This is a genomic window from Microvirga yunnanensis, assembly GCF_025460875.1.
In genome coordinates this window covers 1-23,684 of the sequence record NZ_JAMXFI010000126.1, presented here as the reverse complement: position 1 = coordinate 23,684, position 23,684 = coordinate 1, and the positions used below count along the sequence as shown (strand labels likewise).

24 protein-coding genes and 2 pseudogenes are annotated in these 23,684 nt (G+C 63.5%); 16 read left to right on the top strand and 10 right to left on the bottom strand.

Annotated elements, in window-relative coordinates:
- From NF876_RS35925 to NF876_RS35890, 8 genes and pseudogenes are all read left to right on the top strand, one after another.
- A partial coding sequence (locus NF876_RS35925; protein WP_262272834.1) for a DUF3141 domain-containing protein occupies positions 1-1,183 on the top strand: 1,183 nt, incomplete at its 5' end.
- The gene (fabI, locus tag NF876_RS35920) at positions 1,180-1,986 is read left to right on the top strand and encodes an enoyl-ACP reductase FabI (RefSeq protein ID WP_210811755.1); all 807 of its coding nucleotides are present in this window, start codon (positions 1,180-1,182) and stop codon (positions 1,984-1,986) included. The genes NF876_RS35925 and fabI, both read left to right, overlap by 4 nt.
- Positions 1,987-2,028: 42 nt before the next feature.
- Positions 2,029-2,304, top strand: a complete 276-nt coding sequence (locus tag NF876_RS35915) for a hypothetical protein (RefSeq protein WP_210811754.1) — start codon at positions 2,029-2,031, stop codon at positions 2,302-2,304.
- Between the two features lie 66 nt (positions 2,305-2,370).
- Positions 2,371-3,151 (top strand): annotated as a pseudogene (locus tag NF876_RS35910) (3-hydroxybutyrate dehydrogenase).
- Between the two features lie 11 nt (positions 3,152-3,162).
- Positions 3,163-3,810, top strand: coding sequence for a CoA transferase subunit A (locus NF876_RS35905; protein ID WP_262272833.1), 648 nt, complete (start codon positions 3,163-3,165; stop codon positions 3,808-3,810).
- A 3-nt stretch (positions 3,811-3,813) separates the two neighbouring features.
- Complete coding sequence (locus NF876_RS35900; RefSeq protein ID WP_262265987.1) at positions 3,814-4,515, top strand: 3-oxoacid CoA-transferase subunit B; 702 nt, start codon at positions 3,814-3,816, stop codon at positions 4,513-4,515.
- Entirely contained in the window at positions 4,512-4,703 is a 192-nt protein-coding gene (locus NF876_RS35895) for a F0F1 ATP synthase subunit epsilon (RefSeq protein WP_262265988.1), read from the top strand. The genes NF876_RS35900 and NF876_RS35895 overlap by 4 nt, the downstream gene beginning before the upstream one ends.
- A gap of 27 nt (positions 4,704-4,730) precedes the next feature.
- Positions 4,731-5,072 (top strand): phasin family protein, encoded by a 342-nt coding sequence (locus tag NF876_RS35890; protein ID WP_262265989.1) that lies wholly within the window; start codon positions 4,731-4,733, stop codon positions 5,070-5,072.
- A gap of 508 nt (positions 5,073-5,580) precedes the next feature.
- On the opposite strand, the gene NF876_RS35885 is transcribed toward NF876_RS35890, so the two are convergent.
- Both NF876_RS35885 and NF876_RS35880 read right to left on the bottom strand, forming a co-directional pair.
- Positions 5,581-6,099 carry a GNAT family N-acetyltransferase gene (locus tag NF876_RS35885; RefSeq protein WP_315974883.1) on the bottom strand — a complete coding sequence of 173 codons (519 nt, stop codon included), beginning with the start codon at positions 6,097-6,099 and terminating at the stop codon, positions 5,581-5,583.
- A gap of 134 nt (positions 6,100-6,233) precedes the next feature.
- Entirely contained in the window at positions 6,234-6,719 is a 486-nt protein-coding gene (locus NF876_RS35880) for a CreA family protein (protein ID WP_262265990.1), read from the bottom strand.
- Positions 6,720-8,350: 1,631 nt separating this feature from the next.
- Here NF876_RS35880 and NF876_RS35875 point away from each other — a divergent pair.
- Both NF876_RS35875 and NF876_RS43700 read left to right on the top strand, forming a co-directional pair.
- The gene (locus tag NF876_RS35875) at positions 8,351-9,226 is read left to right on the top strand and encodes a lytic transglycosylase domain-containing protein (RefSeq protein WP_262265991.1); all 876 of its coding nucleotides are present in this window, start codon (positions 8,351-8,353) and stop codon (positions 9,224-9,226) included.
- A 48-nt stretch (positions 9,227-9,274) separates the two neighbouring features.
- Positions 9,275-9,442, top strand: a complete 168-nt coding sequence (locus tag NF876_RS43700; RefSeq protein WP_373371177.1) for an Hsp20 family protein — start codon at positions 9,275-9,277, stop codon at positions 9,440-9,442.
- 36 nt (positions 9,443-9,478) lie between these two features.
- Here the strand turns inward: NF876_RS43700 and NF876_RS35870 are convergent, their stop codons facing one another.
- Positions 9,479-10,219: a response regulator gene (locus NF876_RS35870; RefSeq protein WP_262265992.1), complete on the bottom strand. Its 741-nt coding sequence runs from the start codon at positions 10,217-10,219 to the stop codon at positions 9,479-9,481.
- Between the two features lie 372 nt (positions 10,220-10,591).
- On the opposite strand from NF876_RS35870, the gene NF876_RS35865 reads away from it, so the two are divergent.
- Positions 10,592-11,275 carry a helix-turn-helix domain-containing protein gene (locus tag NF876_RS35865; RefSeq protein ID WP_262265993.1) on the top strand — a complete coding sequence of 228 codons (684 nt, stop codon included), beginning with the start codon at positions 10,592-10,594 and terminating at the stop codon, positions 11,273-11,275.
- A gap of 843 nt (positions 11,276-12,118) precedes the next feature.
- Positions 12,119-14,863, top strand: a complete 2,745-nt coding sequence (locus NF876_RS35860) for a hybrid sensor histidine kinase/response regulator (RefSeq protein ID WP_262265994.1) — start codon at positions 12,119-12,121, stop codon at positions 14,861-14,863.
- A gap of 136 nt (positions 14,864-14,999) precedes the next feature.
- Here the strand turns inward: NF876_RS35860 and NF876_RS35855 are convergent, their stop codons facing one another.
- From NF876_RS35855 to NF876_RS35835, 5 genes and pseudogenes are all read right to left on the bottom strand, one after another.
- Positions 15,000-15,218 (bottom strand): DUF6894 family protein, encoded by a 219-nt coding sequence (locus NF876_RS35855; RefSeq protein ID WP_262265995.1) that lies wholly within the window; start codon positions 15,216-15,218, stop codon positions 15,000-15,002.
- Positions 15,219-15,960: 742 nt separating this feature from the next.
- Positions 15,961-16,188, bottom strand: a complete 228-nt coding sequence (locus NF876_RS35850; RefSeq protein ID WP_262265996.1) for a hypothetical protein — start codon at positions 16,186-16,188, stop codon at positions 15,961-15,963.
- Between the two features lie 115 nt (positions 16,189-16,303).
- A complete protein-coding gene (locus tag NF876_RS35845; protein WP_262265997.1) occupies positions 16,304-16,717 on the bottom strand; it encodes a hypothetical protein in 414 nt (137 codons plus the stop codon).
- Positions 16,718-16,834: 117 nt separating this feature from the next.
- A complete protein-coding gene (locus NF876_RS35840) occupies positions 16,835-17,029 on the bottom strand; it encodes a hypothetical protein (protein ID WP_262265998.1) in 195 nt (64 codons plus the stop codon).
- A gap of 78 nt (positions 17,030-17,107) precedes the next feature.
- Positions 17,108-17,350: pseudogene (locus tag NF876_RS35835) on the bottom strand (arsenical resistance protein ArsH); the annotation flags it as partial.
- A 674-nt stretch (positions 17,351-18,024) separates the two neighbouring features.
- Here NF876_RS35835 and NF876_RS43945 point away from each other — a divergent pair.
- Positions 18,025-18,174, top strand: a complete 150-nt coding sequence (locus tag NF876_RS43945; protein WP_262265999.1) for a ParB/RepB/Spo0J family partition protein — start codon at positions 18,025-18,027, stop codon at positions 18,172-18,174.
- A gap of 78 nt (positions 18,175-18,252) precedes the next feature.
- On the opposite strand, the gene NF876_RS35825 is transcribed toward NF876_RS43945, so the two are convergent.
- Entirely contained in the window at positions 18,253-18,636 is a 384-nt protein-coding gene (locus NF876_RS35825) for a response regulator (RefSeq protein WP_262266000.1), read from the bottom strand.
- Between the two features lie 139 nt (positions 18,637-18,775).
- On the opposite strand from NF876_RS35825, the gene NF876_RS43695 reads away from it, so the two are divergent.
- A complete protein-coding gene (locus tag NF876_RS43695; RefSeq protein ID WP_373371176.1) occupies positions 18,776-19,159 on the top strand; it encodes a cyclic nucleotide-binding domain-containing protein in 384 nt (127 codons plus the stop codon).
- Between the two features lies 1 nt (position 19,160).
- Positions 19,161-21,863, top strand: coding sequence for a GAF domain-containing protein (locus tag NF876_RS35815; RefSeq protein WP_262266001.1), 2,703 nt, complete (start codon positions 19,161-19,163; stop codon positions 21,861-21,863).
- A 139-nt stretch (positions 21,864-22,002) separates the two neighbouring features.
- On the opposite strand, the gene NF876_RS35810 is transcribed toward NF876_RS35815, so the two are convergent.
- Positions 22,003-22,764, bottom strand: coding sequence for a Crp/Fnr family transcriptional regulator (locus tag NF876_RS35810; RefSeq protein ID WP_262266002.1), 762 nt, complete (start codon positions 22,762-22,764; stop codon positions 22,003-22,005).
- Between the two features lie 420 nt (positions 22,765-23,184).
- On the opposite strand from NF876_RS35810, the gene NF876_RS35805 reads away from it, so the two are divergent.
- Positions 23,185-23,684, top strand: a 500-nt coding sequence (locus tag NF876_RS35805; RefSeq protein WP_262272832.1) for an Hsp20/alpha crystallin family protein, incomplete at its 3' end; no start/stop codon positions are given.

The window sequence follows — 23,684 nt, the reverse complement described above, 5'->3', positions numbered from 1 at the left end:
GGTGATCGTGGGCTTGATGCACAAGAGCGTCGGCCATCTCGGCATCTTCGTCTCAGGTGCGGTCGCCAAGCGCGAGCACAGCCAGATCGTCGACCTGATCGAATACATCGAACACCTGCCACCTGGCCTCTATGGTATGCAGGTCGAGGAGCAGAAGGCGAACGGCAGTGTGCGCTACGACGTGATGCTGACCGAGCGCCGGGTCGAGGATCTTCGCGTCCTGCAGAAGTATGGCCGCAAGGATGAGGCGCCGTTCAAGGCCGTCGAGACCGTCTCCGAGGCACTTGTCTCCGGCTACGAAACGTTCGTTCATCCTGCCGTATCGGCCGTGGTGACCCCCACCGGGGCGGCCATGAGGCGGGCGATGCACCCGCAACGGGCGCAGCGCTGGGCAGTGTCTGACCTCAACCCGTTCCTGTGGCCGCTCAAGGGCATGGCCGATATGGCCAGGGCGAACCGGGCACCCCGCGACAATGACGGCCCGATGGCCATGATGGAGCGCTGGACGGCCGCCATGACGTCCGCTTCGTTGGATCTCTATCGCGACCTGCGCGACGCGGCGGTTGAGAACACCTTCTTCCGCACCTATGGCCCGGCCGGCATCGGCATGGCCGTCGAGGAGCGGGCAGCCGTCCCGGAGGAACCCATCGACGTCCGGGATACCCCTCTCGTGAAGGAGGCGCTGTCCCGTATCGAGGAGGGAACCCGGACCGCGGCTATCGTCCGTGCGGCGCTCCTGCTGATGAAGGCCGGCACCGGCCGGCGCCGGCTCTCGGCCATGAAGCGGGCGCGGGACCTCGTCGGCAAGGATATCGGCCTCCTCGACATGCCGGCGGAGGAAGCCCGCGAGATCATCCGGGAGCAGTCCTACATCGTCGACTACGAACCGGTGAAGGCGCTCCTGGCGCTGCCGAAGCTTCTGCGCACGTCCGCGGACCGGCGCCGGCTGCTCGATCTGCTTGACCGCCTGGAGGGCCGGATCGAGGCCAACGACAAGCAGACCACTTTGCTGGCGGAGATCAGGCGCCTCCTCTCCGAAGACGATGCTGACCACAAAGCGAAAGGCGAGCCGATCACGGTGACGCTGGTGGAAGAACCGGCGAAGGGCCATCCGGAAGCGGTCGCGAGGCCGGGCACCGCTCATCGGGCCCGCGACGCCCGACGCACGAGGGCAAGACCATGAACGACCAACCAACCAACCTGACCAAAGCTGCCATCCAGTCGAAGATCCTGCACGGCAAGCGGGCGCTCGTCATTGGCATCGCCAACGAGCACTCCATCGCCTATGGCTGTGCCCGGGTCTTCCGCCAACTCGGGGCCGACCTCGCGGTCACCTACCTCAACGAGAAGGCCCGACCGTATGTCGAGCCCCTTGCCAAGGAGCTCGGGGCCTCGGTCTTTGCACCCTGTGACGTGGCTCAGGACGGCCAGCTTGAGGCTGTCTTCGAACAGATCCGCGGGACCTGGGGCAGCCTCGACATCGCGCTCCATTCCATCGCGTTCGCCCCGAAGGAGGACCTGCAGGGTCGGCTCGTCGACAGCTCCGCCGAAGGGTTCAAGGTGGCGATGGACATCTCCTGCCACTCCTTCATCCGCATGGCGCGGCTGGCCGAGCCCCTGATGCCTGAGGGCGGCACGCTTCTGGCAATGAGCTATCACGGCGCCAACAAGGTGGTGCCGAACTACAACCTTATGGGCCCCGTGAAGGCGGCGCTGGAGAGCGCCGTCCGCTATCTCGCCTACGAGCTGGGCGACAAGCACATCCGGGTGCATGCTGTCTCACCCGGGCCCCTGAAGACCCGGGCGGCCTCCGGCCTGAAGGACTTCGACGTCCTGCTCACCGAGGCTATCGAGCGGGCGCCCATCGGCGAGCTGGTCGACATCGACGACGTGGGCCTGACGGCGGCCTACCTGACCACGCCGTTCGCCCGGCGGCTGACCGGAACGACGACCTACGTCGATGGTGGGCTCAGTATCATGGCGTGAGGTTAGCCCCACGCATGAGCAGATAAACCAAGGGAGGTCACAATGACTTCCAGTCTCTTGCCGCTGCAAAAGCACATCGGCGGCGTGACGCTTGCCCTTCTTCTGGCAGGCGCCGCATGGGCCCAGGCGCCGGATCAGCAGCCCGCGTCCCCTGACCGGCCGATGCTCCGGCAGCCGACGCCTTCGTCCGTTCAGCAGCAGGAAGACGGGCAGGGCGCCGCGGAGAAGCGCGAGGCGGAGGCCGACGAAAAGCTGCGCGAGATGGATCGTCGGCTGGACCGCACCCTGCGCAGTGTCTGCAGCGGATGTGATCGGTAACCTCACAGGAGGGAGCCCATGGACGTTTCCGCATCAACAAAGCCCACCCAGCCGTTCGCGTCCGGGATGCTCAAGGGCCGGGCGGCCGTCGTGACCGGCTCGACCAGCGGCATCGGCCTCGGAATCGCCGGAGCCCTCGCGGCACAAGGCGCCGACGTGCTGTTGAACGGGTTCGGCGACCCGGCAGAGATCGACCGGGTCCGCTCATCCCTCGCCGACGCGCATGGCGTGTTGGTGTCCTACAGCGCCGCCGACATGGCGAGGCCGGAAGAGATCAATGGGATGATCGAGCAGGCGACGCGTGACCTCGGCGGGGTAGACATCCTCGTCAACAACGCGGGCATCCAGCACACGGCGCCAGTCCGCGAGTTCCCGATGGAGCGGTGGAACGCGATCCTCGCCATCAATCTCACGGCTGCCTTCTGCGCCACACAGGCGGTGCTCCCCCAGATGGAGAGCCGTGGCTGGGGGGATCATCAACATCGCCTCGGCGCACGGGCTCGTCGCGTCGACGCACAAGGCCGCCTACGTCGCGGCCAAGCACGGGGTGCTCGGGCTGACCAAGGTGGTCGCGCTCGAAACGGCGACCACCGGCGTGACCTGCAACGCCATCTGCCCGGGCTGGGTGCTGACGCCCCTGGTGCAGAAGCAGATCGATGACATTGCCGCTGCGGAAAGAGTCAGCGGAAATGACGCACGGGCACGGCTGCTCGGCGAGAAGCAGCCCTCGCTCGAATTCGCCACCCCGGAGCAAATCGGGGCACTGGCCGCGTTCCTCTGCATCGACGCGGCGGCACAGATCCGCGGCGCCGCCCTGCCGGTCGATGGTGGCTGGACCGCACAGTGAGGAGATCGATGATGAAGACCATTAGCCTTCAAGACGCTATCGCGATGATCCCCGCAGGCGCCACCCTGATGATCGGCGGCTTCATGGGTGTCGGCACGCCGGAGCCGATGGTGGACGAGCTGGTGCGGCAGCAGAAAGGTGATCTGACCGTCATCGCCAACGACACGGCGGCACCAGGCGTCGGCATCGGCAAGCTGATCACGGGGAAACTGCTGCGACGGGTGATCGTGAGCCATATCGGCCTCAATCCCGAGACGCAGCAGCAGATGCTCGCGGGAGAACTGCAGGTGGACCTCGTCCCGCAGGGCACGCTCGCCGAGCGCATCCGTGCCGGCGGCTTTGGGCTCGGTGGCATCCTGACCCCGACAGGTGTCGGCACCCTCGTCGAGGAGGGCAAGCAAAAGATCGCAGTCAATGGCCGCGACTACCTGCTCGAGCCCGCCCTGCGGGCTGACTTCGCCCTCGTGCATGCCTTCATCGCCGATTATCTCGGCAATCTCGGGTATGTCCTCACCGCCCGCAACTTCAACCCGCTGATGGCCATGGCCGCAGAGACCGTCGTGGTCCAAGCGGAAAACATCGTCCCGGTCGGTGTCGTCTCACCGGACCATGTCATGACGCCTGCCCCGGTGGTCGACTACCTGGTCGCGAAAGGCTGAACCATGGACGCGCAATCCCTCATCGCCAAACGCATCGCGCAGGAGCTGCGGGATGGAATGCTGGTCAATCTCGGCATCGGCATTCCAACCCTCGTGGCCAACTTCGTCCCCAAGGGCATCCATGTCTATTTCCAGTCCGAGAACGGCCTCATCGGCACCGGGCCGGTACCCGAACCCGGCATGGCGCTGCCGTGGCTGACGGACGCGGGCGGAAAACCTGTGACGGCTCTGCCTGGCGCGTCCACGTTCGACAGCGCGTTGTCCTTCGGACTGATCCGTGGCGGGCATCTCGAGCTCACGGTGCTGGGCGGCCTGCAGGTCGATCAGCATGGACGCCTTGCGAACTGGATGGTGCCGGGCAAGATGGTGCCCGGCATGGGCGGCGCCATGGATCTGGTGACCGGAGCCAAACGCGTCATCGTCGCCATGCAGCACACCGCCAAGGGCCGCCCGAAGATCGTGCGAGAGTGCTCGTTGCCGCTCACGTCGGACCGGCCGGTCGACCTTGTAGTCACCGAACTCGCGGTGATCGGCTTCCGGGACGGCTGCGCCACTCTCCTGGAGACGGCGGACGGCGTCATGGTCGAGGAGGTCATCGCCGCGACCGAGGCCGAGCTCGCGATTTCCCCTGAACTGTCCGAGACGAGAACGTCAAAGGCCAGACCCGACCATGTCGCCATGCCGTCCATGGGAGAGGCCATATGACCGCCTCGCTTGACCAAGCTCCACCCCACCACCTGCCGGCGCTGATGCGTGGCGGGCTCGTCGAGACCATAGGCGGCAGGGTCTCGGTTCTGACCGAGCCAGTCCCGCTGCCGGAGGAGCACACGCGCAAGCGCCTCGACGAGGAGATCGTGTGCCTGCAGCAGGTGAAGACAACCCTTTCATCCTGAAAGAAGTCCATCCAAGGAGGACGAACCATGACCACCACGCCGAAGCCGTCAGGAATGTCAGAGACGCTGCGTAGCGGCATCGGTATCGCTTTGCCCGATGATAGTGGCCGGGCGCTGGCGAACGCCTCGGAAGCTTGGTTTTCCGCAGCAACCGAATGCCAGCGCGAGATGATCGGTTTCGTCTCGATACGGCTTGAGAAGGACGCCGAGACCACCCGGGAAATGATGGGCTGCAAGAACCTCACGGACGTGGCGGCAATCCAGTCCCGCTGGATCCAGGAAACCCTGCGCGACTACAACTCTGAGATCAGTAAGCTGATGACGATCTGCACCAAATCTGCAAATGGCGGTCTCGGCTCAAGGGAGTAAGGCCTCCGACGAAGGGCGAGGCGTCTGCGAGCGCACGAGCCATTGTCAATCACGACCTTGTGGGTCGAGACATACGATGCGGCTCAAGCATCAAACCCACCGTCCGGTGATGCCACCTCGACCTTTTCGTGAGAGCAGCGAGATAAATTCGTCATGACACTTGCGCCTACAGCCCAGGATACGCTTCAGCAGGGCCGGTGGTGGCACGACAGGCACCGTCAGTTCCTAGCGCTCGCCCGGTCGGTTCAAAATTGAAGGTTGCCGGAGTGCATCCTGCATCCTTGCGAGCGGCCGCGGGCTTCATGCTACTGTGCCCAAAGCTCCCCACAATCCACCCATAGACCTCTCAACGCCGGTTGATGCGGTTCACGGAATGCCAGGGCGATACCCGACGCCTGGGCCCATGCTTTCCATGGCGTGTTCTCGTCCACGAGGCGGCCTCAATCCTCACGTCAAACATGCACCTGCGGATTCCGACATGGAGCCACAGCAACAGGCCGGTTCGGCTTCACGAGAGTTGAAGCACAACATGGATGGCATCCGACTCCCGCCGGGTCCTGATCCCGAGCCCACTCGTCTCGAACACCCTCAGCATGACGGCATTCTCCGGCAGAACGTCAGCAATGAATTCCTTGAGCCCAGCCTGACGCGCCAGGGCTACGAGATGGCGGAGCAGAGCCGTGCCAATTCCATGCCCCTGGTGCGGGTCGTCCACCGCGAAGGCCACCTCGGCTTGGCCCGGCCGCACGACGACATAGCGGGCTTCGCCAACGATCTTCGGTTGCCCGTGCTCCTTCAGCACGGCGACCAGGGCGACATGGCTCACGAAGTCGACATCAAGGTAGAGGTTGACCTCCTGTTCCGTGAATCCGCTCCTGAAGCTGAAGAAGCGCCGGTAAAGGGATTGCTTGCTTGTGCGCCCGACGGAGGCGAGCAGGCTCGCCCGGTCCTCGGGCCTGAGGGTACGGATTTCGACGCTGCGCCCATCGCGCAAGGTCTCAGTGGCGGAGTAGTCGCGTGCCTCCACGATCGTTTCCAGTCCATCAAGCCGGGGTTCGAGCCGGCGCGGTACGTCATGGTCCGACTATTTTCGATTCAAGCGTGATCAAGATCGGCAGGTCCAAGTGGTGGACTAAAACGAAGACACCCTTTGATCTGCTACTATGGGCGTCCTTTCGTCCAGGTCGCCTGCATGTTGTAGAGAGGCACGGTCGAGATCGACATCTTTGCACTGCCTTGTTGCACCTGCCGGGTATGAGCGAGGTAAATCAGCGCGTTGTTCTGCCGGTCATAGATGCGGTTCACCACCAGCTTCTTGAAGATCAGGCTTCGGCTCTCGGTAAAGACCTCCTCGCCGGCACGATCGAGGTCGATGTTGCCGATGGCCACTGGTCCGGTCGTTTGACAGGCGATGGCCGAGTTGGACGGATCTTCGAACCAGTTCCCCTGCTGCAGCCGGTCAATCAGGCTGCGCTCGAAATAGGTCAGGTGACAGGTCACGCCCTGGACCTTGGGGTCCTGAATGGCCTCGATCACGATGTCGTTGCCGACCCAATCGGTCCGAACCTTCCCGACGACTTCAGCCTGGGCCGGGATCCCGACAAGGTATGCCGCTGCTAAAGCTGTTGTAGAGAGTATTTTCGTCATTATCTTGCACCTCATTGTCAAGGCAGGCGGGGACCGTCGTCCACGAGACGAGCCTCAATAGTGCAGAGGAGCGAAATCCCTCCCTTCAGGTTTTGTGGCATCGTCAATTCAAGCATGTAAGAACTCTCCTCAGGGCACCCCACACGATCCTAAGCCATCGAAAATCTGTTAGATCCCTCGCATTCAAAGTTCTCATAAGGCAAACAGAACCGTTAAGTTACCAATGCTGAAACTACTTGGCTCTCCGGGCCGGCGCCGAAATCATCCACTCCCACGAAAGCGGAATTGGGCAGAGCAGGGGAGGGCGAGGCTCCAGGGAGCGGTACTCGCGATGGCGCCGGCAAACCCATCTCCCGCTTCCAAGCTCATGAGCCATGTATCCTCTGCAAGGCTACAGCATCGTGCGTCAAAACATAATCAAACTGTGGCTCCACATCCGCGTTCTCGCACGTTGCTCTAGCGTCCAAAGGAGCTCCCTCGCCGGCAGGATCGGGAGGGAGCAGGTCCAGAGGGAGAAACGGGTCATTGAGACCTGATGCAATCCTACAGACCCTGCGATCCCCCTCCTTGAGAAAAATCAAAATTCCGGCAGGAATTCGCAATGTTCCCGGCCCCACCGGCGCGCACGAGGATCAACGCGACGCGTGGTTCTGACGAAGTCAGCTCCTAAACTGTGGCGGCTGATCCTAAATCTGCAGTATCGACGCACGCACAGCAGGATGATCTCCATCGGAAAGCGGCAGCGCCTGAGCAAAGACAACAAGGCAGCTCCTTGGCTAGCCCCCTCCCAAGCTGTCAAGATCAATGCAACAGTCCGCTCTCACCGTGAAGCAAGGTCAGGTGTGGTCGGTTTTGACAGGACCGTTCAGCGCGAAACGATCTATAACCACAATGCAAATGCGGCCGGGGTCGAGGCTTGCAGCTCTTATTTGGGCCGTTCGGCCACTCGATCGTCAGAACTGAGTCCGCCCCCGGTTTTCGGCGTTGACGCGTGCCGTCCTGACCCGTGAACCCGTATAAGTGCCGGTGACCTGTCCGGGCCAGGATCCCAGGCGAGATTGGCGCTGATCGGCCTCGAGATGGTTAGATAAGCCCGGCATGTGCCTTGGAGCGACAAGGCCGCTGCCCCTTTCTGCACGGTAGTAAAGCGGCAGCGGACTTGATGTTATGAGGCCGGCCGGGCCCTCCAAGACGGCGCCCAGCGCTGAGAAGGAGCCGGCCTATCGATCCATGGCAGCCGGCGCAGCACCTACCCTTCGGCGACAAGGCGGAGGAGCGGGACGACCCCACACAGCAACCAGTACGGCAGGCAACTCAGTGATGTCTCTATCCGGCTCTAACAGCCAGCTGCGTTTTACGTCGCCGCATCGTCACCGGAGGCGATCAGTACTGCCAAACCGCCATGGTATCCCGGAGTGCATTCTGCGCTCGGCATGGCATGAGAGCTCATGGACTGGTTGCCAACGAATGTGAAGATGCATCGGGCCGGAGGCAGGACCATCATCAGTCATGTGGGAAAGTCCGGCAATGCGACGGTCCGGCCGTGCTCCTGCCTGGCGGATGAGCGTAAACGATCCCTCAACACTTTTCGGAAAAGCTGAATAACCGGCCAGCCCTGAGGGACTTTGGCAATGTTCAGTTTGCGTCACCTTGCGTATGCGACTGTCTTCCTAATGTTGTTCGCTAAATCAGGCTTCGCTCAGCCCGACTTCAACGCAGCCGAGATTGACATTGACCTGCAGCTTGCATCGCTTCCACTTCCACCGGACATCGGGCCGATCAAAACATCTGATTTTCTGGAAGTTGAGCTTTCCTCCGGCGCTCTAAGGGATCGGCCGGCGTATCTTCCGGTCATTGTTGAGGAAGCTGCAGCCCACGGTGTGCCACCAGCTCTCGTTGATGCTGTGGTGCGGATCGAGAGCCGGTACGATCCGACTGTCGTCGGAAGCGTCGGCGAGGTGGGGCTCATGCAGGTGAGACCCAAGACAGCCGCGCTGCTCGGGTTTCAAGGAACCTCCGCTGAATTGGCCGAACCGAAAACCAATCTCCGATACGGCGTGGGGTACCTGGCTAAAGCCTGGCGACTGGCCGGCGGTGACCTGTGTCGCGCGTTGATGAAGTACCGCGCCGGGCACGGCTCCGACAGGATGAGCGCCCTGAGCGTTGAGTACTGCCGAAGGGCTCGCCAGCATCTCGCCGTCGTCGGGGCTGGGTTTGCGTTCCTGGATGAAATAGCCGACCGCGCGTCCATTCAGGGACAAAAGGACGTTCTTCAGCGCAAGCATACACGGCGCGCGGCCACGGCAGCCAATCGACGGAGCAATCACGTCAGCCTCAGCAAGCGGAAGCACGCTTTTGCGATGGCAAACAAAGCCCGGGTCACCGCAGCTTGGGCCAAAAGGTCAATTTACCACAAACGTCGCCTGGTCCAGCTCGGGCGCCAAGTGCCCGCCCGGACAATCCACCTCACGGTGGGAGCACCGGGGAACTGGATCGCTTACTGGTAGCAGAGGCATACGAGATCACGGCCGCGATACCGGGGCTGGACGAGAACTCTGTCACATGTTCGTCGATCGTATGGTCCGTTCCAGCACTCCTTCCGCCTGCCTGAGGGCATATGCGACACGATTGAGGCGAGCTTCAAAAGTGGTTCCCTGACTGGTGTCCTGCCAAAGGGTGGGGAGGCCACGGAGGAAATCCGGATCGACGTTAAGGCGCGATGAGGAGCCGACCGGGACGCTTTCGCCCCTCAGCCTGCTCTACTGGATGCGGGCGGTGAAGACGTATCCTACACCCCGCACCGACTTGACGAGCGTGGGATGCTTAGGATCGGGCTCGATCTTGCGCCGCAAGCGTGCCACTTGGGCATCAACCGAGCGGTCGATGGCCTCCCAGTGACGGCCGCGCGTCAGGTCCATCAACTGGTCGCGGTTAAGCACCCGGCCCGGATGCGTCGCGAAGGTCGCCAGGAGGTCGAACTCGCCGGTGGTGAGCGCGATCTCGGAGCCGTCCGGCGCCTTCAGCTCCCGCCTCCCCAGGTCCAACCGCCAGCCATCAAATCGGATCACCTCGCCGGCACCCGATGCTGGATTCGGGCCTGGTTCTGTCGGCGCGGTGGGCTGGGTCCGGCGCAAGACGCTCCTGATCCGGGCAAGGACCTCCCGCAGGTGAAACGGCTTGGCGATATAATCGTCCGCGCCGACCTCGAGACCGACCACCATGTCGACCATGTCAGACCGACCGGTAAGCATGATGATCCCCGCTCTGGGATTGCTTGACTGCACCCGGATCTCCCGGGCCAGCTGGAGCCCGTCGTCGCCGGGCAAGACCAGATCCAGGAGCACCAAGTCAATCTTCGTGCAGGCCAGGCACTCCCGCATAGCCGCGCCGTTTGCGGCCGAGCTGACCTGAAAGCCCTCGTCGGTCAGATAGCGGGTGAGCATCTGGCAGATTTTGGCGTCGTCATCAACGATGAGAATATGCGGCGCGTCCGTTGTCACCGGCCAAGGTCCATGAGTTGCGTTGCTCTTGACGTTGGTACCGTTACGTTACCGGATGCCCCCGAAACCTGGAAACTCTCCCAAATTGCCACAGCCCAGCTGCTGAATGCCCGCTGAAGATTCACTCGGCCTTTGGTCAGCGAATATCCCTGATGGATGTTCGCTGGCTTTCTGGCTCCAAGTCTCTGTTACGATCCGTTACAACCGGGCACACAATTGCACAGATCCACGGCATGGGTGTGACAATCGCCTGCTTTAGTCTCGATAATTCGAAGCCGATGACTGGAGCTCAGCATGTACGTCTCTTACCCCGATTCCTCGGCTGGCCGTGTCGTTTCCAGGCCAATCGGTCTCCCGTCGGAGGCACTGACCTTGGAAAACCTTTTTGCCACCCAGCCGACGGATAAATTCGCCGCCGGGGAGGGGGTGTTCTGGGAGGGCGACGCGGCCTGCGACCTCTTCCAGATCACCGAGGGCTGCGTGCGCCTCTACCGTATCCTGCCCGATGGGCGGCGTGCCATCATGGGCTTCAGGTTCGCCGGCGAGATGCTCGGGTTCTCCTGCCAGACCAACTACCGTTACAGCGCCGAGGCCGTCACGCCCGTGCGGCTGCGCCGGCTCCGTCGCGCCCGCATTCAAGCCGCGGCAGGGGGAGCCGAGCACCTCCAGCCCCTCCTCCTGAGCAAGATCTTCGAGGAGATGGAAGCGGCCCAGCGGCACATCATCGTTCTGGGGCAGCTGGGAGCCGAGGAGCGGATGGCCCACTTCCTAGTCTCGGCGGTGCGCCGGACTGGGATGGACCAGAAGCGGCCGGTGGCCATCGACCTACCAATGACCCGTCAGGACATAGCTGATTATCTCGGCCTTACCATCGAGACCATCTGCCGGGTCATTTCGAAGTTCAAGCGGGATGGACTGATTGCGCTGGAGGGACGCCACAGGGTGGTTCTGCGGCGGATGGGCACCCTGCAGGAGCTTGCTGGTGAGTTGGAAGCACTCGGCGAGCCCTCGGAGGCGCAAGCCTGCCTCAAGCAGGTAATCGCGTGGTCCCACTGATGAGACATGACCGGCACCCTGGCGCGGCAGGCATTGCCGCTATCGCCATCATCGCGGCACTGGCGATCAGTTCGGCATCGTTGGCTCACCCGAACCCTGTGAATGCTGGAGATATCTCCGTCACGGCACGGTCATCTCCCGAAACCACGCCGGAATCCATCCCGAAAGAGGGTTTGACCTGTCCCTTGGTTCAGGTCACGCTCTGGAACGACCAAGACGGCTTGGTCATTCGGCGCGTCCCCTACTGCATTGAGGTCAAACACACGGCAACAATCAGAGAAGGGGACCAGCCATGAACTGCCAGACGAGCAGCGGAACGGGTCGAATCAGACTTTGAGACCATCTCCAACCTGTTCCGGCGCAAGCTGGTGCCAGATCCGTGTTGCGTCACGCCGACGGGTCGCCCGGTTCCCGCATCGCTGGAGCGACTTGCGTGGGAATACGTCGGCACCTTGCATCAGAGTGACATGCCTCTGCCCACCCTCGACTTGACGGCCGCCAAGCGCAGTGTCCGGTTGGGTGGCGTTCGCCTGCTCCAGATCACCAAGCGCTTTGTCGGCAGGGCTCCCATTGAGTTTAGGCACCCAATGCCTTGTCTCGGTTTCGACGCGTTGGGTCTCAGGGAATTGATAAAAGTCATCGACGGTTTGGCCTTTGTGGCTCATTCTTCCGGTTGAAGGCCGGAAGGCTGACTAACCAGCGGCGTTCTGGCGGGGTGAGCCACGGCCGTATCCCAACAGTCTATCCGGTCTCGAGGCCCGCTTGGCCTCCGGTGGTCCACTCGGGAGACGAAGGTTGGTTTTCGCCCCCGGACAGCTCGGAGAGGTGTCAAGGATCAGGTCTATGCCCCAGAGTGGCAGAGGACAACCGTCATTATCCTCAGCTGGAAGGCTGAACGATCCGGCTGATGGCTCTCGCCATGGGCAGCCCCATCCGGAGCGTCTCCAGCTGGTGTTCGACCAGGCGGCTGTGGGCATCGAACTGGTGGACGCGAACGGCGTGCTGCTCGATGTGAACGCCGCCGTGTGCGCCATGCTCGGCTACACCCAGGATGAGCTGACTGGGCGCAGCTTTGAGGAGGTCATTCATCCCGAGGACCTGCCGCGGGTGCGGGCGCTTGCCGCGCAACTCTTGGCCGGCGAGATCCCCAGCTACCGGATCGAAAAGCGCTACCTGCGCAAGGATGGCACATCCCTCTGGGTCCGCGTGACCTCCTCCCTGGCCTCCTCCAACCCTGAGCACACCTATCGCCTGTCGATTGTCGAGGATATCAGCGAGCGCAAGCAGGCCGAGGAGGTGCGACGGACAAGCGAGGCCCGGCTGCATACCGTGCTGGAGGCCATTCCCATCGGGGCCATCCTGGCGGATGCCGACGGCCGGGTGATCGAGGCCAACAAAGCCTATCTCGACCTGATCGGGCGCACCCAGGAGGATCTCCTATCCGGCCGCGTGCGCTGGGACGAAATCACGCCGCCCGAGTGGCTCGCTGCCGACGAGCGGGCGATCGCCGAGGCGCGCGCTTATGGCATCTCGTCCATGTACGAGAAGGAGTATCTCCGAAACGGCGAGCGCGTCCCAGTGCTCCTGAGGCTGGCTTCGGTCAATGGCGGCCGCTCCTTCGCGGTGTTTGCACTCAACCTGTCGGAGCGCAAGGCCGCCGAGGCGGCCTTGCAAGCTCGGACGACGGAGTGGGAGGCTCTCGTCGAGACCGCGCCGGTGGCGGTCTGGTTCACCTATGACTCCGACTTGTGCGACGTGAGAGCTAATCGGCTCGCCTCCGAGCTCCTCGACGTCCCCCTCGTCTTCAGCGTGTCAGACTCGCATTCCCGGGAGCTGCCACACCCCTGCATCTTCCGAGATGGCGTCGAGGTCCCGCCGGATCAGGTGCCGCTCCGGCGTGCGATCCAAGGCGTGGAGGTGCGCAACGAGGAGTGGGAGGTCCGCTTCGAGGACGGCCGGCGGATACACCTGCTGTACAATGCCGCGCCGCTGCGGAATCGGAGCGGCGCCGTGGTCGGAGCCATCGCGGCTGCGGTCGACATCACCACACGCAAGCGCTCGGAAGCGGCTCTCCAAGAGCGTGAGGCGCGGCTCCATTCCATTCTGGACACAGTGCCGGAGGCGCTGATCACTATTACCGAGGTGGGCGTCGTTGAGTCCTTCAGCCGCTCGGCTGCGGCGCTGTTCGGCTACGCGGCCGACGCGGTGATCGGGCAAAACATCAGCATGTTGATGCCCTCGCCCTACCAGGAAGAGCACGACCGTTATCTGGAACGCTACCTGCGCACGGGCGAGAAACGGATTATCGGCATTGGGCGAGTGGTCAGCGGCCAGCGCAAGGACGGCAGCGTCTTCCCGATGGAGCTCGCCGTGGGCGAGGTAAAGGTAGGCGGGCAGCATCTGTTTACGGGCTTCATCCGTGATCTCACCGCCACTCAGAAGATCGAACAGGAACTGCGGCAGGCGCAGAAAATGGAGGCGGTGGGACAGTTGACCGGCGGGATCGCGCACGACTTCAACAACCTGCTCACCGTCATCCTCGGCAATCTGGAGATGCTGGAGATGCAGCTGACCGATGAGCGTCAGCTGGAGCTGGTACGAGAGGCCTGCGCGACGGCAACGCATGGTGCCGAGCTCACCGAGCGCCTGCTTGCCTTCGGGCGGAGGCAGCCGCTGCAGCCCAAGCTCACCGACGTTGGTGACCTGCTGGGGGACATGACCCCGCTGCTGCGGCGTACCCTGGGCGAGACGGTCGGGGTGCGGAGCCGGTCGGACAATGATCTATGGCCGGTTCTGGTTGATCCGAGCCAGTTGCAGAGCGCCATCCTGAACCTGGCGATCAATGCCCGCGATGCCATGCCTGACGGCGGTCGGCTAGCGATCACCGCCGAGAACACGGAGCTCGAGGTGGACTACGCCCGGCTGCATCCGGAGGTCCGGGCCGGCCGCTACGTGCTGATCGCCGTCACAGATACAGGGAGGGGCATGTCCAAGGAGGTGCAGGAGCGGGCCTTCGAGCCATTCTTCACCACCAAGGAGGTGGGCGCCGGCAGCGGACTGGGCCTGTCGATGGTTTACGGCTTCGTCAAGCAGTCCGGCGGGCATGTGACGATTTACAGCGAGCCCGGCCATGGCACCACCATTCGCATGTACCTGCCGCGCGCCGCGGTTCCGGAGAAGTCTTCGGAGGCGTGCGAGACCGAGACGCCAATGGAAACCTTCCGCGGGCAGGGCGAAACCGTGCTGCTGGTGGAGGACGAACCGCGGGTGCGCCGGATGACCATCACCCGGCTGCAGAACCTCGGGTACCGCGTGCTGGATGCGGCCAATGGCACGGCGGCGTTGGGGCTGCTCGATCAGCATCCTGAGGTCGATCTGCTGTTCACCGACATGGTGATGCCCGGTGGCATGACCGGCAGCGACCTGGCCGAGGCTGTGCAGGCCCGACGCCCCGGGATGAAGGTGCTGTTCACCTCCGGCTATGCCGAGCCGGACGTGGTGCGGCGCGGGCAGGCGACCGAGGCGGGCTGGCTGAGGAAGCCCTACAGCATGCTGGAGCTGGCGCGGAGCCTCCGGGACATTCTCTAGGCGCCGATGCCCTATACCGGGCGGGAAGACCGGTCCAGCCTACCGGGGCAGGAGCGTCGCCTTCGTCCCACTCGGAGCCTCCCCAGCGTGGTCTTGTGAAAAGCCCGATCGGGAACCGCTGCTCCCAACCTCAAACCTATGATCCGGTCTGCCGAAACGGCACCTTGAACGCCAGGCGGCCATCCAATCTACTCACGGCAATGAAACTGTTGACCGGGTCCTGACAGCGGTCCGCCAGCAGCATGGTGAGGTGGTGGGCATGTACGCGCGCGGCGCCGTCGTCCGGGAAATGCAGGCCTCTTCCATCGACCGTCGGCTGGCCGTTCAAAACGACATTGAAAAAGTACTTGGACATGGAACTCTTCCTACCAACCGTGTTCGCATTCGTTTACCCGGTTCGACGGGGCCGAACCTTGTCATTTGTCAACGACCTCGGCCCAACCACTGTACGCCGCTGAAGCAACGGATAGATCTCAGAGGTACAAGTCCACTTTTCCCGTCCGATGTTTTAGGACCGCTGGTCGGGAAAGAATCATAAGAGAAAAGCCCGGCCTGTTTTCAGACCGGGCCAAGACACCTTGAAAGGTGAAGTGGAGGAGCACGAAAGCACAAGGGGTGCGGGCTCAGGGCTCAATAGATCCACTCGGCCGTGACAGTACAGGACCGTCGCTAGCCAACCTTGCGAAATGTCAATTGACAAGACCTGATCGATTTTGCGCTCCCGTCGGCGGTGCATGCCGCCTTATCCCAAATTGACGATCCGACAGGCCCGTCCCGCAGGTCCGTGGAACAGGCGTGTCGGGCGCCGGATCAGAAACGCCTCCTGCACGCGATGGGACGGAAACTCGCCAATGTTCACCTGGGCTCGGCAGGCGGGCCGTGCCAATCCGCTCCTGTCTTGAGAGGCTGCCCGACGATTGGCTCCGGACCGCATCATATCTGGCCGCAAAGCGTGTCCAGGAGGGCTATGAGGCGTTCCTGCGTGGCTCGTAGCGGGCAGGGGAAAATTCATCGCTCCTGTACATGGCCATGGGGGGTCGCGCCGCAAGCCCACTGCAACCACGTTGGATCTCTCTCGCAGAGATCATTGCGTGCGGTCAGACGATCCTGGCTCCGACCGCCCGAGCACTGTGGATCAGGCTTTGTACGCGCCGGTGCCGTGCGGATTGCCAGAACGCTGCGGCCACGCACGGACATCCGTGGTCTTCCAGGAAGGACGCCAGGAGGGCGAGCTCCTCGGACAGGCAGGCCTCGTCCGAGGCCGCGTTGTCCAGAGCGGCAGCGTGTTTACGGGTGGTCGGGTGCGATCCGCATCCGTCGGGCATCGGCCGGCTCTGGTTGTGAGGGATGAATGGCACCCAGGTGGGAACCGCCCGAACCGATTACAACACGTCATTCACTATCCAATCTTGATCCGGCGTCGGCGACGGGCCGGTGTTGCTAATCGCTATCAGGTCTCGTTCTGGAGGGCTTGGCCTTCACGTCCAAGGTTTTTCGGGCTCTGGCAGGCTCTTCGGACCTGGTCAGTGAGGCTGGCAGGATCGCCTTGGCGGCATCGGTGATCACGCCGGCAGCCGCACTGGCGGCTTCCTGCACCAGGTCCCGTGCGGCCGAGCCCGCTTCCGCGCCAGCCCCGAGAGCAGCTTCGCCGGTCTCAGCGACCTGGCGCATGCTCGGGCGCTCCTTCACCAGGGCTGCGGCGAAAGCCCCGGCAGCGGCGAGGAGAACATCGGCCAGGATTTCACGCGTTGGCGGGTCCGCAAGAAGAGGGTCGAGCCAAGCTGACTTGCGCAGGGCCTTCGGCACCTTCACGCCGGCAATCGTCTTTGGGATCTTGGTTTTGCTTTTTGCCATAGGCACATCTTTCATCCGCCGCTCAACAGTGGGATTGGGCCCTGAAGGGCGAGCCTGCCAAAGTGGCTGCGTCCGACCCGAAGGCCGATCTGAGGGCGCGTCCTGTGGCTGGACGCTCTATGCGCCACCGATCTCCTCAATGACAACGCCTGTCCCACCACAGATCGGGCATTCCTTGTCGCCAAGCTTCCCAGTGCCCTGGCACTCGCGGCAGACGTTCTCGCCCGCCCCGGGCGTATCCAGATCGGCTTGGTCACCCGGGTTGAGCTTCGGTTTGTGGGAGTGATTGTCACCTGACTTCGGGTCAGACATGGCCTTGGCTCCTGCAAACGTCCATCAGAGCAACGCGGCGACGAAGCCAAGGTTGCCCTGCTAGCTTGCTGGGCCGTTCTACTCGGCCACCTCGACCTTGTGGCTCATGGCTTCTGCGGCGAGACGTTTGGCTTCCTTCTCGGCCGCCTCCTTGCGCCCACTGTAGCGACCGGTGAGATAGTCCAAGCGGTCCTAGGTCAACAGCGTGAATCTGACCAACTCCTCCATCACGTCCACGACCTGGTCGTAGTAGGGCGACGGCTTCATTCACCCGGCCTCATCGAGCTCCTGGAACACCTTGGCGACCGAGGATGTCATCGGGCGTTGAACTCAGACCGCATGATGTACTGAGCGTAAACCGCTGATTGGCTTGGAACCTTCTGCGGATCGAGAGGGTCACGACCGGCGCCGACTGTGACCCCTTTGTTAGGGCTATTTTATTTTGATCGTTCAGCCGGTTGCGCCTGTACGGACAGGGGCAACCGTTCTGAGCCGATTTATAATCAAGGGCGTCGAACCCAACTGATGGAGCCGAAGGCGGCCTTTGATCACGGCGTCTGGTCGATTGCTTGAGTGCAATCCAGACACGGCAACGCCACTCTTTCGTGCAAAATTCAGAGGTTTGTTGGGGAGACCTTGTTCGCTCCCCTCGGAAGGATTGACGCTTCCGGTTCGGTTGGGTGCACTGTGGCAAGTGAGGGTGTCTCGCAGCTTTATTTTGCCTGGCTGGCTGGAGATCTTATTCGGCTGAGGGTCTGGTCGGGAGCGTGGGCACACCTCTACAGGAACCGATCCAATCAGCGCGTTGATGGGGAGTATGGCAGCAGGCGTTGAAGAGTATCGCGAACCCTGCCCAAACTCACACCGAGAGGCCATACACGGGAGCAGTCTGGATGGTGTCGAGGCGGCAGATGCTCGCAATTTAGGGTGTCTATGTACCGATGAAGCGGCGCCAAACCCTTGATCCCCGGACGGTCGAGGCTTTGGCATAGAGCATGCTGGCGAATGGACAGGAGGCGCCCGTTCTCGTGCGGTCGGATGGCAACCGCTTTGTTCTCGCCGAAAGATTGCGTCGGTTGGAAGCGTGCAAGGCGCTCGGAAAGACCACTGTTCCTGCCTGTCTGGTGCAGGCTGGAACGCACTGATCCGTGCTTGGTGCGGGTGCCCCCGAAGAGATCAGGCACACCACTGGAGGGAAAGTTAAAGGTAAACTGACATCGGGCCTACGGGTCTCGCACCAATTCGGGCAGGGCCTGCACCAGGGCTCGCGGATCGAACGGCTTCTGCCAGCGTGGGATGTCCTGGTACCGAGCCGGCACAGCGGCTTGGTCATATCCGGTGGCGAATACGATCGGGATGCCCCGGAACGTGAGAGCCTCCAGGACCGGAAAGATCATTTCGCCGTTCAGGTTGATGTCGAGTATGGCGGCATCGAGGCGCTCGCCGGTGGCCAGGATCGTTTGCAGTTCATCCCGCGACGGCACCGGCCCGACGACCTCGGCGCCGAGCGCGTGCAGCGCGCGAGCGATGTCGCGGGCGATAAAGTACTCGTCCTCGGCAATCAGCACCCGGCGGTTCGCCAGGGTATCACGCGGTAGAGTGCTCATCCCTTTTCCCTTCTTGGTCTCCCGTCACGGAGCTTCGGGCAAGAATAAGCCAATGGCAGTCGCGCCAGTATAATCCAGGTTATACAGCTCCGGATCTCGATGCGCTAATGTTCACGGCACGTTCCGTGGGAGTGAGGCCATGGCCATTCCCCTGATCCGCAAGCGGGAGCAGTTCGCCCGCCTCTCGGCCGGCGACAAGAGCCTGCTGGAGCGGATCGCCGCTGAGCGGGCGCGGGGCGACTTTGCCGATGCGACTGGACACGTGAACCGGACACTCCAGGACCTGCGCGCCGCCGGTCTCATCGTGCTCAAGGGCGAGACCCTGACGATCCCGGATCTGAAGGGGCTAATGCGCGTGGCCCTGTTCAATCCAAACGACCTGCATCTTGACCGCGAGGGGCACCATCGCGATGCGAATGAGACTGAGGTGCGCCACCTGACAATGGTTCCGCTCAACGACCTGCGGCGGGAGGCTGAATGTGTCAGGTCCTGCGCGCACCATGAGTCCATCCCAGGAGGTTAGTATGACCACGGCTGAGGGCCGGAACAGTACACCGGCCGGACTTGACGATAATCTGATTACTGATGAGCTGGCCCGGCGCCCGTCCCAGGTCCCGGACTATGAGGCCGAGAACCGGGCCCTCGCCGCCCTGACCCAAGAGATGACTGCTGAGCCGTGTGGCGTGCTCCAGAAGTGCGCCGAGTTGGCCCTTGCGCTGTGCCATGCCGACTCCACTGGGATCAGCCTCCCCGAACCCGGGGAGGAAGGGGTCTTTCGCTGGTGCGCGGCCGGGGGCGGTCTGGCGGCCCAGGCCGGCCGGACCGTGCCACGGGAGGCCGGTCCGAGCGATGCCATGCTCGCCCGCGACAGCGTACTGCTGTTCCGCGAGGGCGAGCGGCTCTTTCCTGGCGTGCACGGCGTTGGCCCGCCTGTCTACGAGATCCTGCTGGCGCCCTGGCATGTGCACGGGAAGCCGGTCGGCGCGCTCTGGGCGATCAAGCATACCTCTGAGGAGCAGTTCAACGCCGAGGACGCTCGCCTGCTGCAAAGCCTCGCCCACTCCGCGGCGGCCGCCTACCAGACGACCGACGCCCTCGACCAGGCAGAAGCCGGCCGCACGGAACTGGAGCAGCAGGTGGCGGAGCGCACCCGCGCCCTCGCGGACGCCTATGCAAGCGTCCAGACAAGCGAGGCGCGCCTGCGGGCGGCGCTGGAGATCGAGACAGTCGGAGCGATCTATCTCGACCCGGACGGCCGGATCATCGAGGCTAACGAGGCCTTCCTGGCCATGGGCGGCTACAGCCGTGCGGATCTGGAGGCGGGCCGTCTCACCTGGCAGAGGCTGACCCCGCCGGAATGGGGGGAAGTCTCCGAGCACGCCTTCGCGGAACTGAAGGCGACCGGGCAGATTCCACCCTACGAGAAGGAGTACTTCCGCAAGGACGGCTCACGCTGGTGCGCGCTGTTCGCCGGCAAGCTCCTGCCCGATGGCATGATCTTCGAGTTCGTGCTCGACATCACGGCCCGCAAGCAGGCTGAGCAGGCGCTCGCGACCGAACTGAAGGCAATGACGCGGCTGCACGAGGTGAGCCGGCAGGTCGTCGACGGGGCCGGGCTCCCGGCGGTGCTCGACGCAATCCTGGATGCCACCATTGAGCTGCACGGCGCCGACTTCGGCTACATGCAGCTTTACGATGGAAAGACCGGGACGCTGCGTATCGCCGCCCAGCGTGGCTTCCAGCAGCCGTTCCTCGACCATTTTGCCAACGTCGATGCCACGGAGGCCTCGACCTGCGGCATGGCTCTGGCCCGCCGGGAGCGGGTCGTGATCGAGGACGTGGAGCAGGAGCCCGCCTATGCGCCGAGCCTGGAGATGGCCCGTGAGGCCGGCTACCGGGCGGTGCAGTCGACGCCGCTGGTCACACCCTCCGGCGAGATGCTCGGCATGCTCTCGACCTATTTCCACCAGCCCCACCGCCTGACTGATCTCGATACCAAGCTCACCGATGTCTATGCCCGTCTGGCGGCGGAGGCGATCGCTCGGGTGCAGGCCGAGGCGGCGTTGCGCGCGAGCGAGGCCCGGCTGGCGCATGAACTCAATGGTGCCCGGCAGCTCCAGCGGGTCAGCTCGGAGCTGCTCGTGGAACAGCACCCGCAAACCCTCTATGAGCAGGTTCTCGACGCGATGCGGGTGATCATGCGCTCACAGGGCGCAAGCATGCAGATCCTTGAGCCGGATACGGGAACCCTGAAGCTCCTGGCCTGGCGCGGCTTTCACCCGGATGCAGCGGCGTTCTGGGACCGTGTCGACGCCAACTCCGCGAGCACCTGCGGCGAGGCGCTGAGGACCGGGCGGCGCATCCTGGTCAGCGATGTCGAGACCTGCGCATTCATGGCCGGCACCGAGGACCTTGCGGCTTACCGCCTCTCCAACCTGCGGGCGGTCCAGTCAACACCGCTGCGGTCCCGCACCGGGCGCGCGCTCGGCATGGTGTCGACCCACTGGCGCGCGCCCCATGAACCGAGCGAAGACGACTTCAGCCACTTCGATGTGCTGACCCGGCAGGCCGCCGACCTGATCGAGCGGGCGCAAACGGAAGCGTCTTTGCGCGAGAGCGAGCGCCAGGCCCGGCTGCTGCTGGCCGAGTTGCAGCACCGGGTGAGGAACACCCTCGCGGTGATCCGCTCCATCGCGCACCAGACGGCGGAGACCAGCGAGACGGTGGAGGATTACGCCATGCACCTGGAGGGGCGCATCGATGCCTTTGCCCGGGTGCAGGCGGCGGTGACGCGCGACCCAAGCGCCGGGATCGATCTGGCGGCCCTGGTGGCCGAGGAGCTGCTCACCTGTGCCGCCCGGGAGGGCAAGCAGTTCAGCCTGACAGGCCCCAAGGTTCGCCTCCAGCCCAAGGCGGCCGAGACCGTGGGGCTGGCGATCCACGAGCTGGCAACCAACGCGGTCAAGTACGGGGCGCTGGCGAGCCCGAAGGGACACGTAATGGTGGCCTGGTGCCTGGAGGACCGGGAAGGCGACCAGCGCCTGAAGATCGAATGGACCGAGACGGGGGTGCCCATCGTCTCACTTGCACCCCGGCGCGGCGGCTTCGGGACGGAGTTGCTGACGCAGACCTTGCCCTACCAGCTCAGGGGAGCAGCGACGCTGACGTTCAAGCCCGGCGGGCTCGAATGCATCATGGAACTCCCAGCCAGGGGAGTCTTGCAGTAGCGGGAGACTGCGGATTGATGCGTGAGGCCGGTGGGAGAAAGAGTCCTCTTCCCCTCCTCGTCGGAAATACGCGAATCCAAAATCAGCCAGGGCCGATGGTGGAATGCAGGGTTTACGGCAGGGAGCCGGGCAGGGACTGCTAACCAGGGCTCTGATCACGAGGCCGGTCGATCCACTTCCTTGATCCGTTCCCTTCGTGCTCCAGGTGCAGGTAGCTCGGATTGAACAGCGACAGGCTTGCGAGGCGATCCAGGTCAAGGATGGTCAAGCGGTGTCCCTTCAGGGTGATCAGACCTTCGGCGCGAAGCGCCTGAAGCATGCGGTTGGTATGCACCGGCGTCAGCCCCGTGGTGTCTGCGACCTCGCCCTGGGTGACCGGGAAGTCGAAGCTCAGCCCCTCCGTCAGGCCCACGGCGCGAAGCCGCACGAACATCTCACAGACCAGGTGACCCACGCGCTCGAAGGCATCGCGTTGGCCCAGATTGACCGTCCACTCGCGGGTGATCGCCTCGTCCACGAGCGTGCTCCACCACAGCGCCCGCGCGATCTGCGGATAGCGGTCGGTGAGGTCGATCATGGTCTCCGCCGCGATGACCGCCACGGTGGCGGGCGTGATGGTGCCGATGCAATGGTCCATGCGCTTGAGGATGAAGATGCGCTGGTCGCACAGGTCGCCGGGAACGAAGTAGGCCATGATCTGCCGCTGCCCATCGGACAGGATCTTGTAGCGGCAGGCCCAGCCGGTCAGGATCAGGTAGACGCCATCCGTGGGATCGCCTTCGTGGACGAGATCGGTGTGGGCGGCAACGGCCTTGGGCTTCTGCACCAGGGCGTCCAGCGCCGTACGGTCGCCCTCCGGCAGATCGACATAGTTGCTCAGCTTGCGAACCAGCGGATTCATCGCGGTTGCTCCTGAGAGCTGGTCATGAGCGAGGATAGCCGAAATCCACGCCCATGGTGATGTTTTCGGCCTCCCGCTTGCCGATTCCCGCTGGTCCATGGATTGGGAACGGGCCGCCAGCCATCTGTCCGGTCGCGCATTGGGTCGGACCGAGAGGCGGAGGCCTACGGCGCTGCCCGCAGGAACGCGAGGTCGGCTTCCCGGTTCGGCCTGAAGGCTGCAGGCGAGGTGTTATGCAGCCCTAATCTCCATTCCGAAGCGGGCGATGGAGGATTATGATTTGTCCCGGATCGAGCGCTTCCGCTCTGGCCTCCCCATGGCGGAGATGCCGGATCCGACATCATCCAGTCGAATTGTGTTGCCCTTCCGGCGCGGGAGACCACCCGCAACGGAACTCAGGTTGATGAGGAGGAACGCACGATGGCCCGCAATCCCATGACCCCCTTCCGCCCCGGCACCGGCATGTTTCCCGGTGATCCCTTCCTGTCGCTGCACCGCGAGATGAACCGCCTCTTCGACGATGTCTTCCGCGGCGCCTCTCTGCCTGCGGCAGCCGGCAATCAGGGCCAGGGCGACGTCGGCACCTTCGTTCAGGCCAGCATGAATGTTTCGGAGACGGACAAGGAGATCCGCGTCACGGCGGAACTGCCCGGCGTCACCGAGCAGGACATCGACATCAGCCTCGATGACGACGTGCTCACCATCCGAGGTGAGAAGAAGTTCGAGCGCAAGGACGACAAGGAGAACTTCCACTTCGTCGAGCGCTCCTACGGCACCTTCCAGCGCTCGCTGCGGCTGCCCTACGCCGTCGATTCCGAGCAGATCCGAGCCAGCTTCGAGAACGGCGTTCTGACCGTGACCGTGCCGAAGACCGGGCGGCAGGAGCACTCCCGGCGCATCCAGGTCCAGGGACGAGGCAC

What these genes read in the sequence shown, in the direction of transcription:
- fabI (WP_210811755.1), top strand. Translation starts at nt 1,180, where the DNA reads ATGAACGACCAACCAACCAACCTGACCAAAGCTGCCATCCAGTCGAAG.
- NF876_RS35915 (WP_210811754.1), top strand. Translation starts at nt 2,029, where the DNA reads ATGACTTCCAGTCTCTTGCCGCTGCAAAAGCACATCGGCGGCGTGACG.
- NF876_RS35905 (WP_262272833.1), top strand. Translation starts at nt 3,163, where the DNA reads ATGAAGACCATTAGCCTTCAAGACGCTATCGCGATGATCCCCGCAGGC.
- NF876_RS35900 (WP_262265987.1), top strand. Translation starts at nt 3,814, where the DNA reads ATGGACGCGCAATCCCTCATCGCCAAACGCATCGCGCAGGAGCTGCGG.
- NF876_RS35895 (WP_262265988.1), top strand. Translation starts at nt 4,512, where the DNA reads ATGACCGCCTCGCTTGACCAAGCTCCACCCCACCACCTGCCGGCGCTG.
- NF876_RS35890 (WP_262265989.1), top strand. Translation starts at nt 4,731, where the DNA reads ATGACCACCACGCCGAAGCCGTCAGGAATGTCAGAGACGCTGCGTAGC.
- NF876_RS35880 (WP_262265990.1), bottom strand. Translation starts at nt 6,719, where the DNA reads ATGACGAAAATACTCTCTACAACAGCTTTAGCAGCGGCATACCTTGTC.
- NF876_RS35875 (WP_262265991.1), top strand. Translation starts at nt 8,351, where the DNA reads ATGTTCAGTTTGCGTCACCTTGCGTATGCGACTGTCTTCCTAATGTTG.
- NF876_RS35860 (WP_262265994.1), top strand. Translation starts at nt 12,119, where the DNA reads ATGCCCCAGAGTGGCAGAGGACAACCGTCATTATCCTCAGCTGGAAGG.
- NF876_RS35855 (WP_262265995.1), bottom strand. Translation starts at nt 15,218, where the DNA reads ATGTCCAAGTACTTTTTCAATGTCGTTTTGAACGGCCAGCCGACGGTC.
- NF876_RS35850 (WP_262265996.1), bottom strand. Translation starts at nt 16,188, where the DNA reads ATGCCCGACGGATGCGGATCGCACCCGACCACCCGTAAACACGCTGCC.
- NF876_RS35845 (WP_262265997.1), bottom strand. Translation starts at nt 16,717, where the DNA reads ATGGCAAAAAGCAAAACCAAGATCCCAAAGACGATTGCCGGCGTGAAG.
- NF876_RS35840 (WP_262265998.1), bottom strand. Translation starts at nt 17,029, where the DNA reads ATGTCTGACCCGAAGTCAGGTGACAATCACTCCCACAAACCGAAGCTC.
- NF876_RS43945 (WP_262265999.1), top strand. Translation starts at nt 18,025, where the DNA reads ATGCTGGCGAATGGACAGGAGGCGCCCGTTCTCGTGCGGTCGGATGGC.
- NF876_RS35825 (WP_262266000.1), bottom strand. Translation starts at nt 18,636, where the DNA reads ATGAGCACTCTACCGCGTGATACCCTGGCGAACCGCCGGGTGCTGATT.
- NF876_RS43695 (WP_373371176.1), top strand. Translation starts at nt 18,776, where the DNA reads ATGGCCATTCCCCTGATCCGCAAGCGGGAGCAGTTCGCCCGCCTCTCG.
- NF876_RS35815 (WP_262266001.1), top strand. Translation starts at nt 19,161, where the DNA reads ATGACCACGGCTGAGGGCCGGAACAGTACACCGGCCGGACTTGACGAT.
- NF876_RS35810 (WP_262266002.1), bottom strand. Translation starts at nt 22,764, where the DNA reads ATGAATCCGCTGGTTCGCAAGCTGAGCAACTATGTCGATCTGCCGGAG.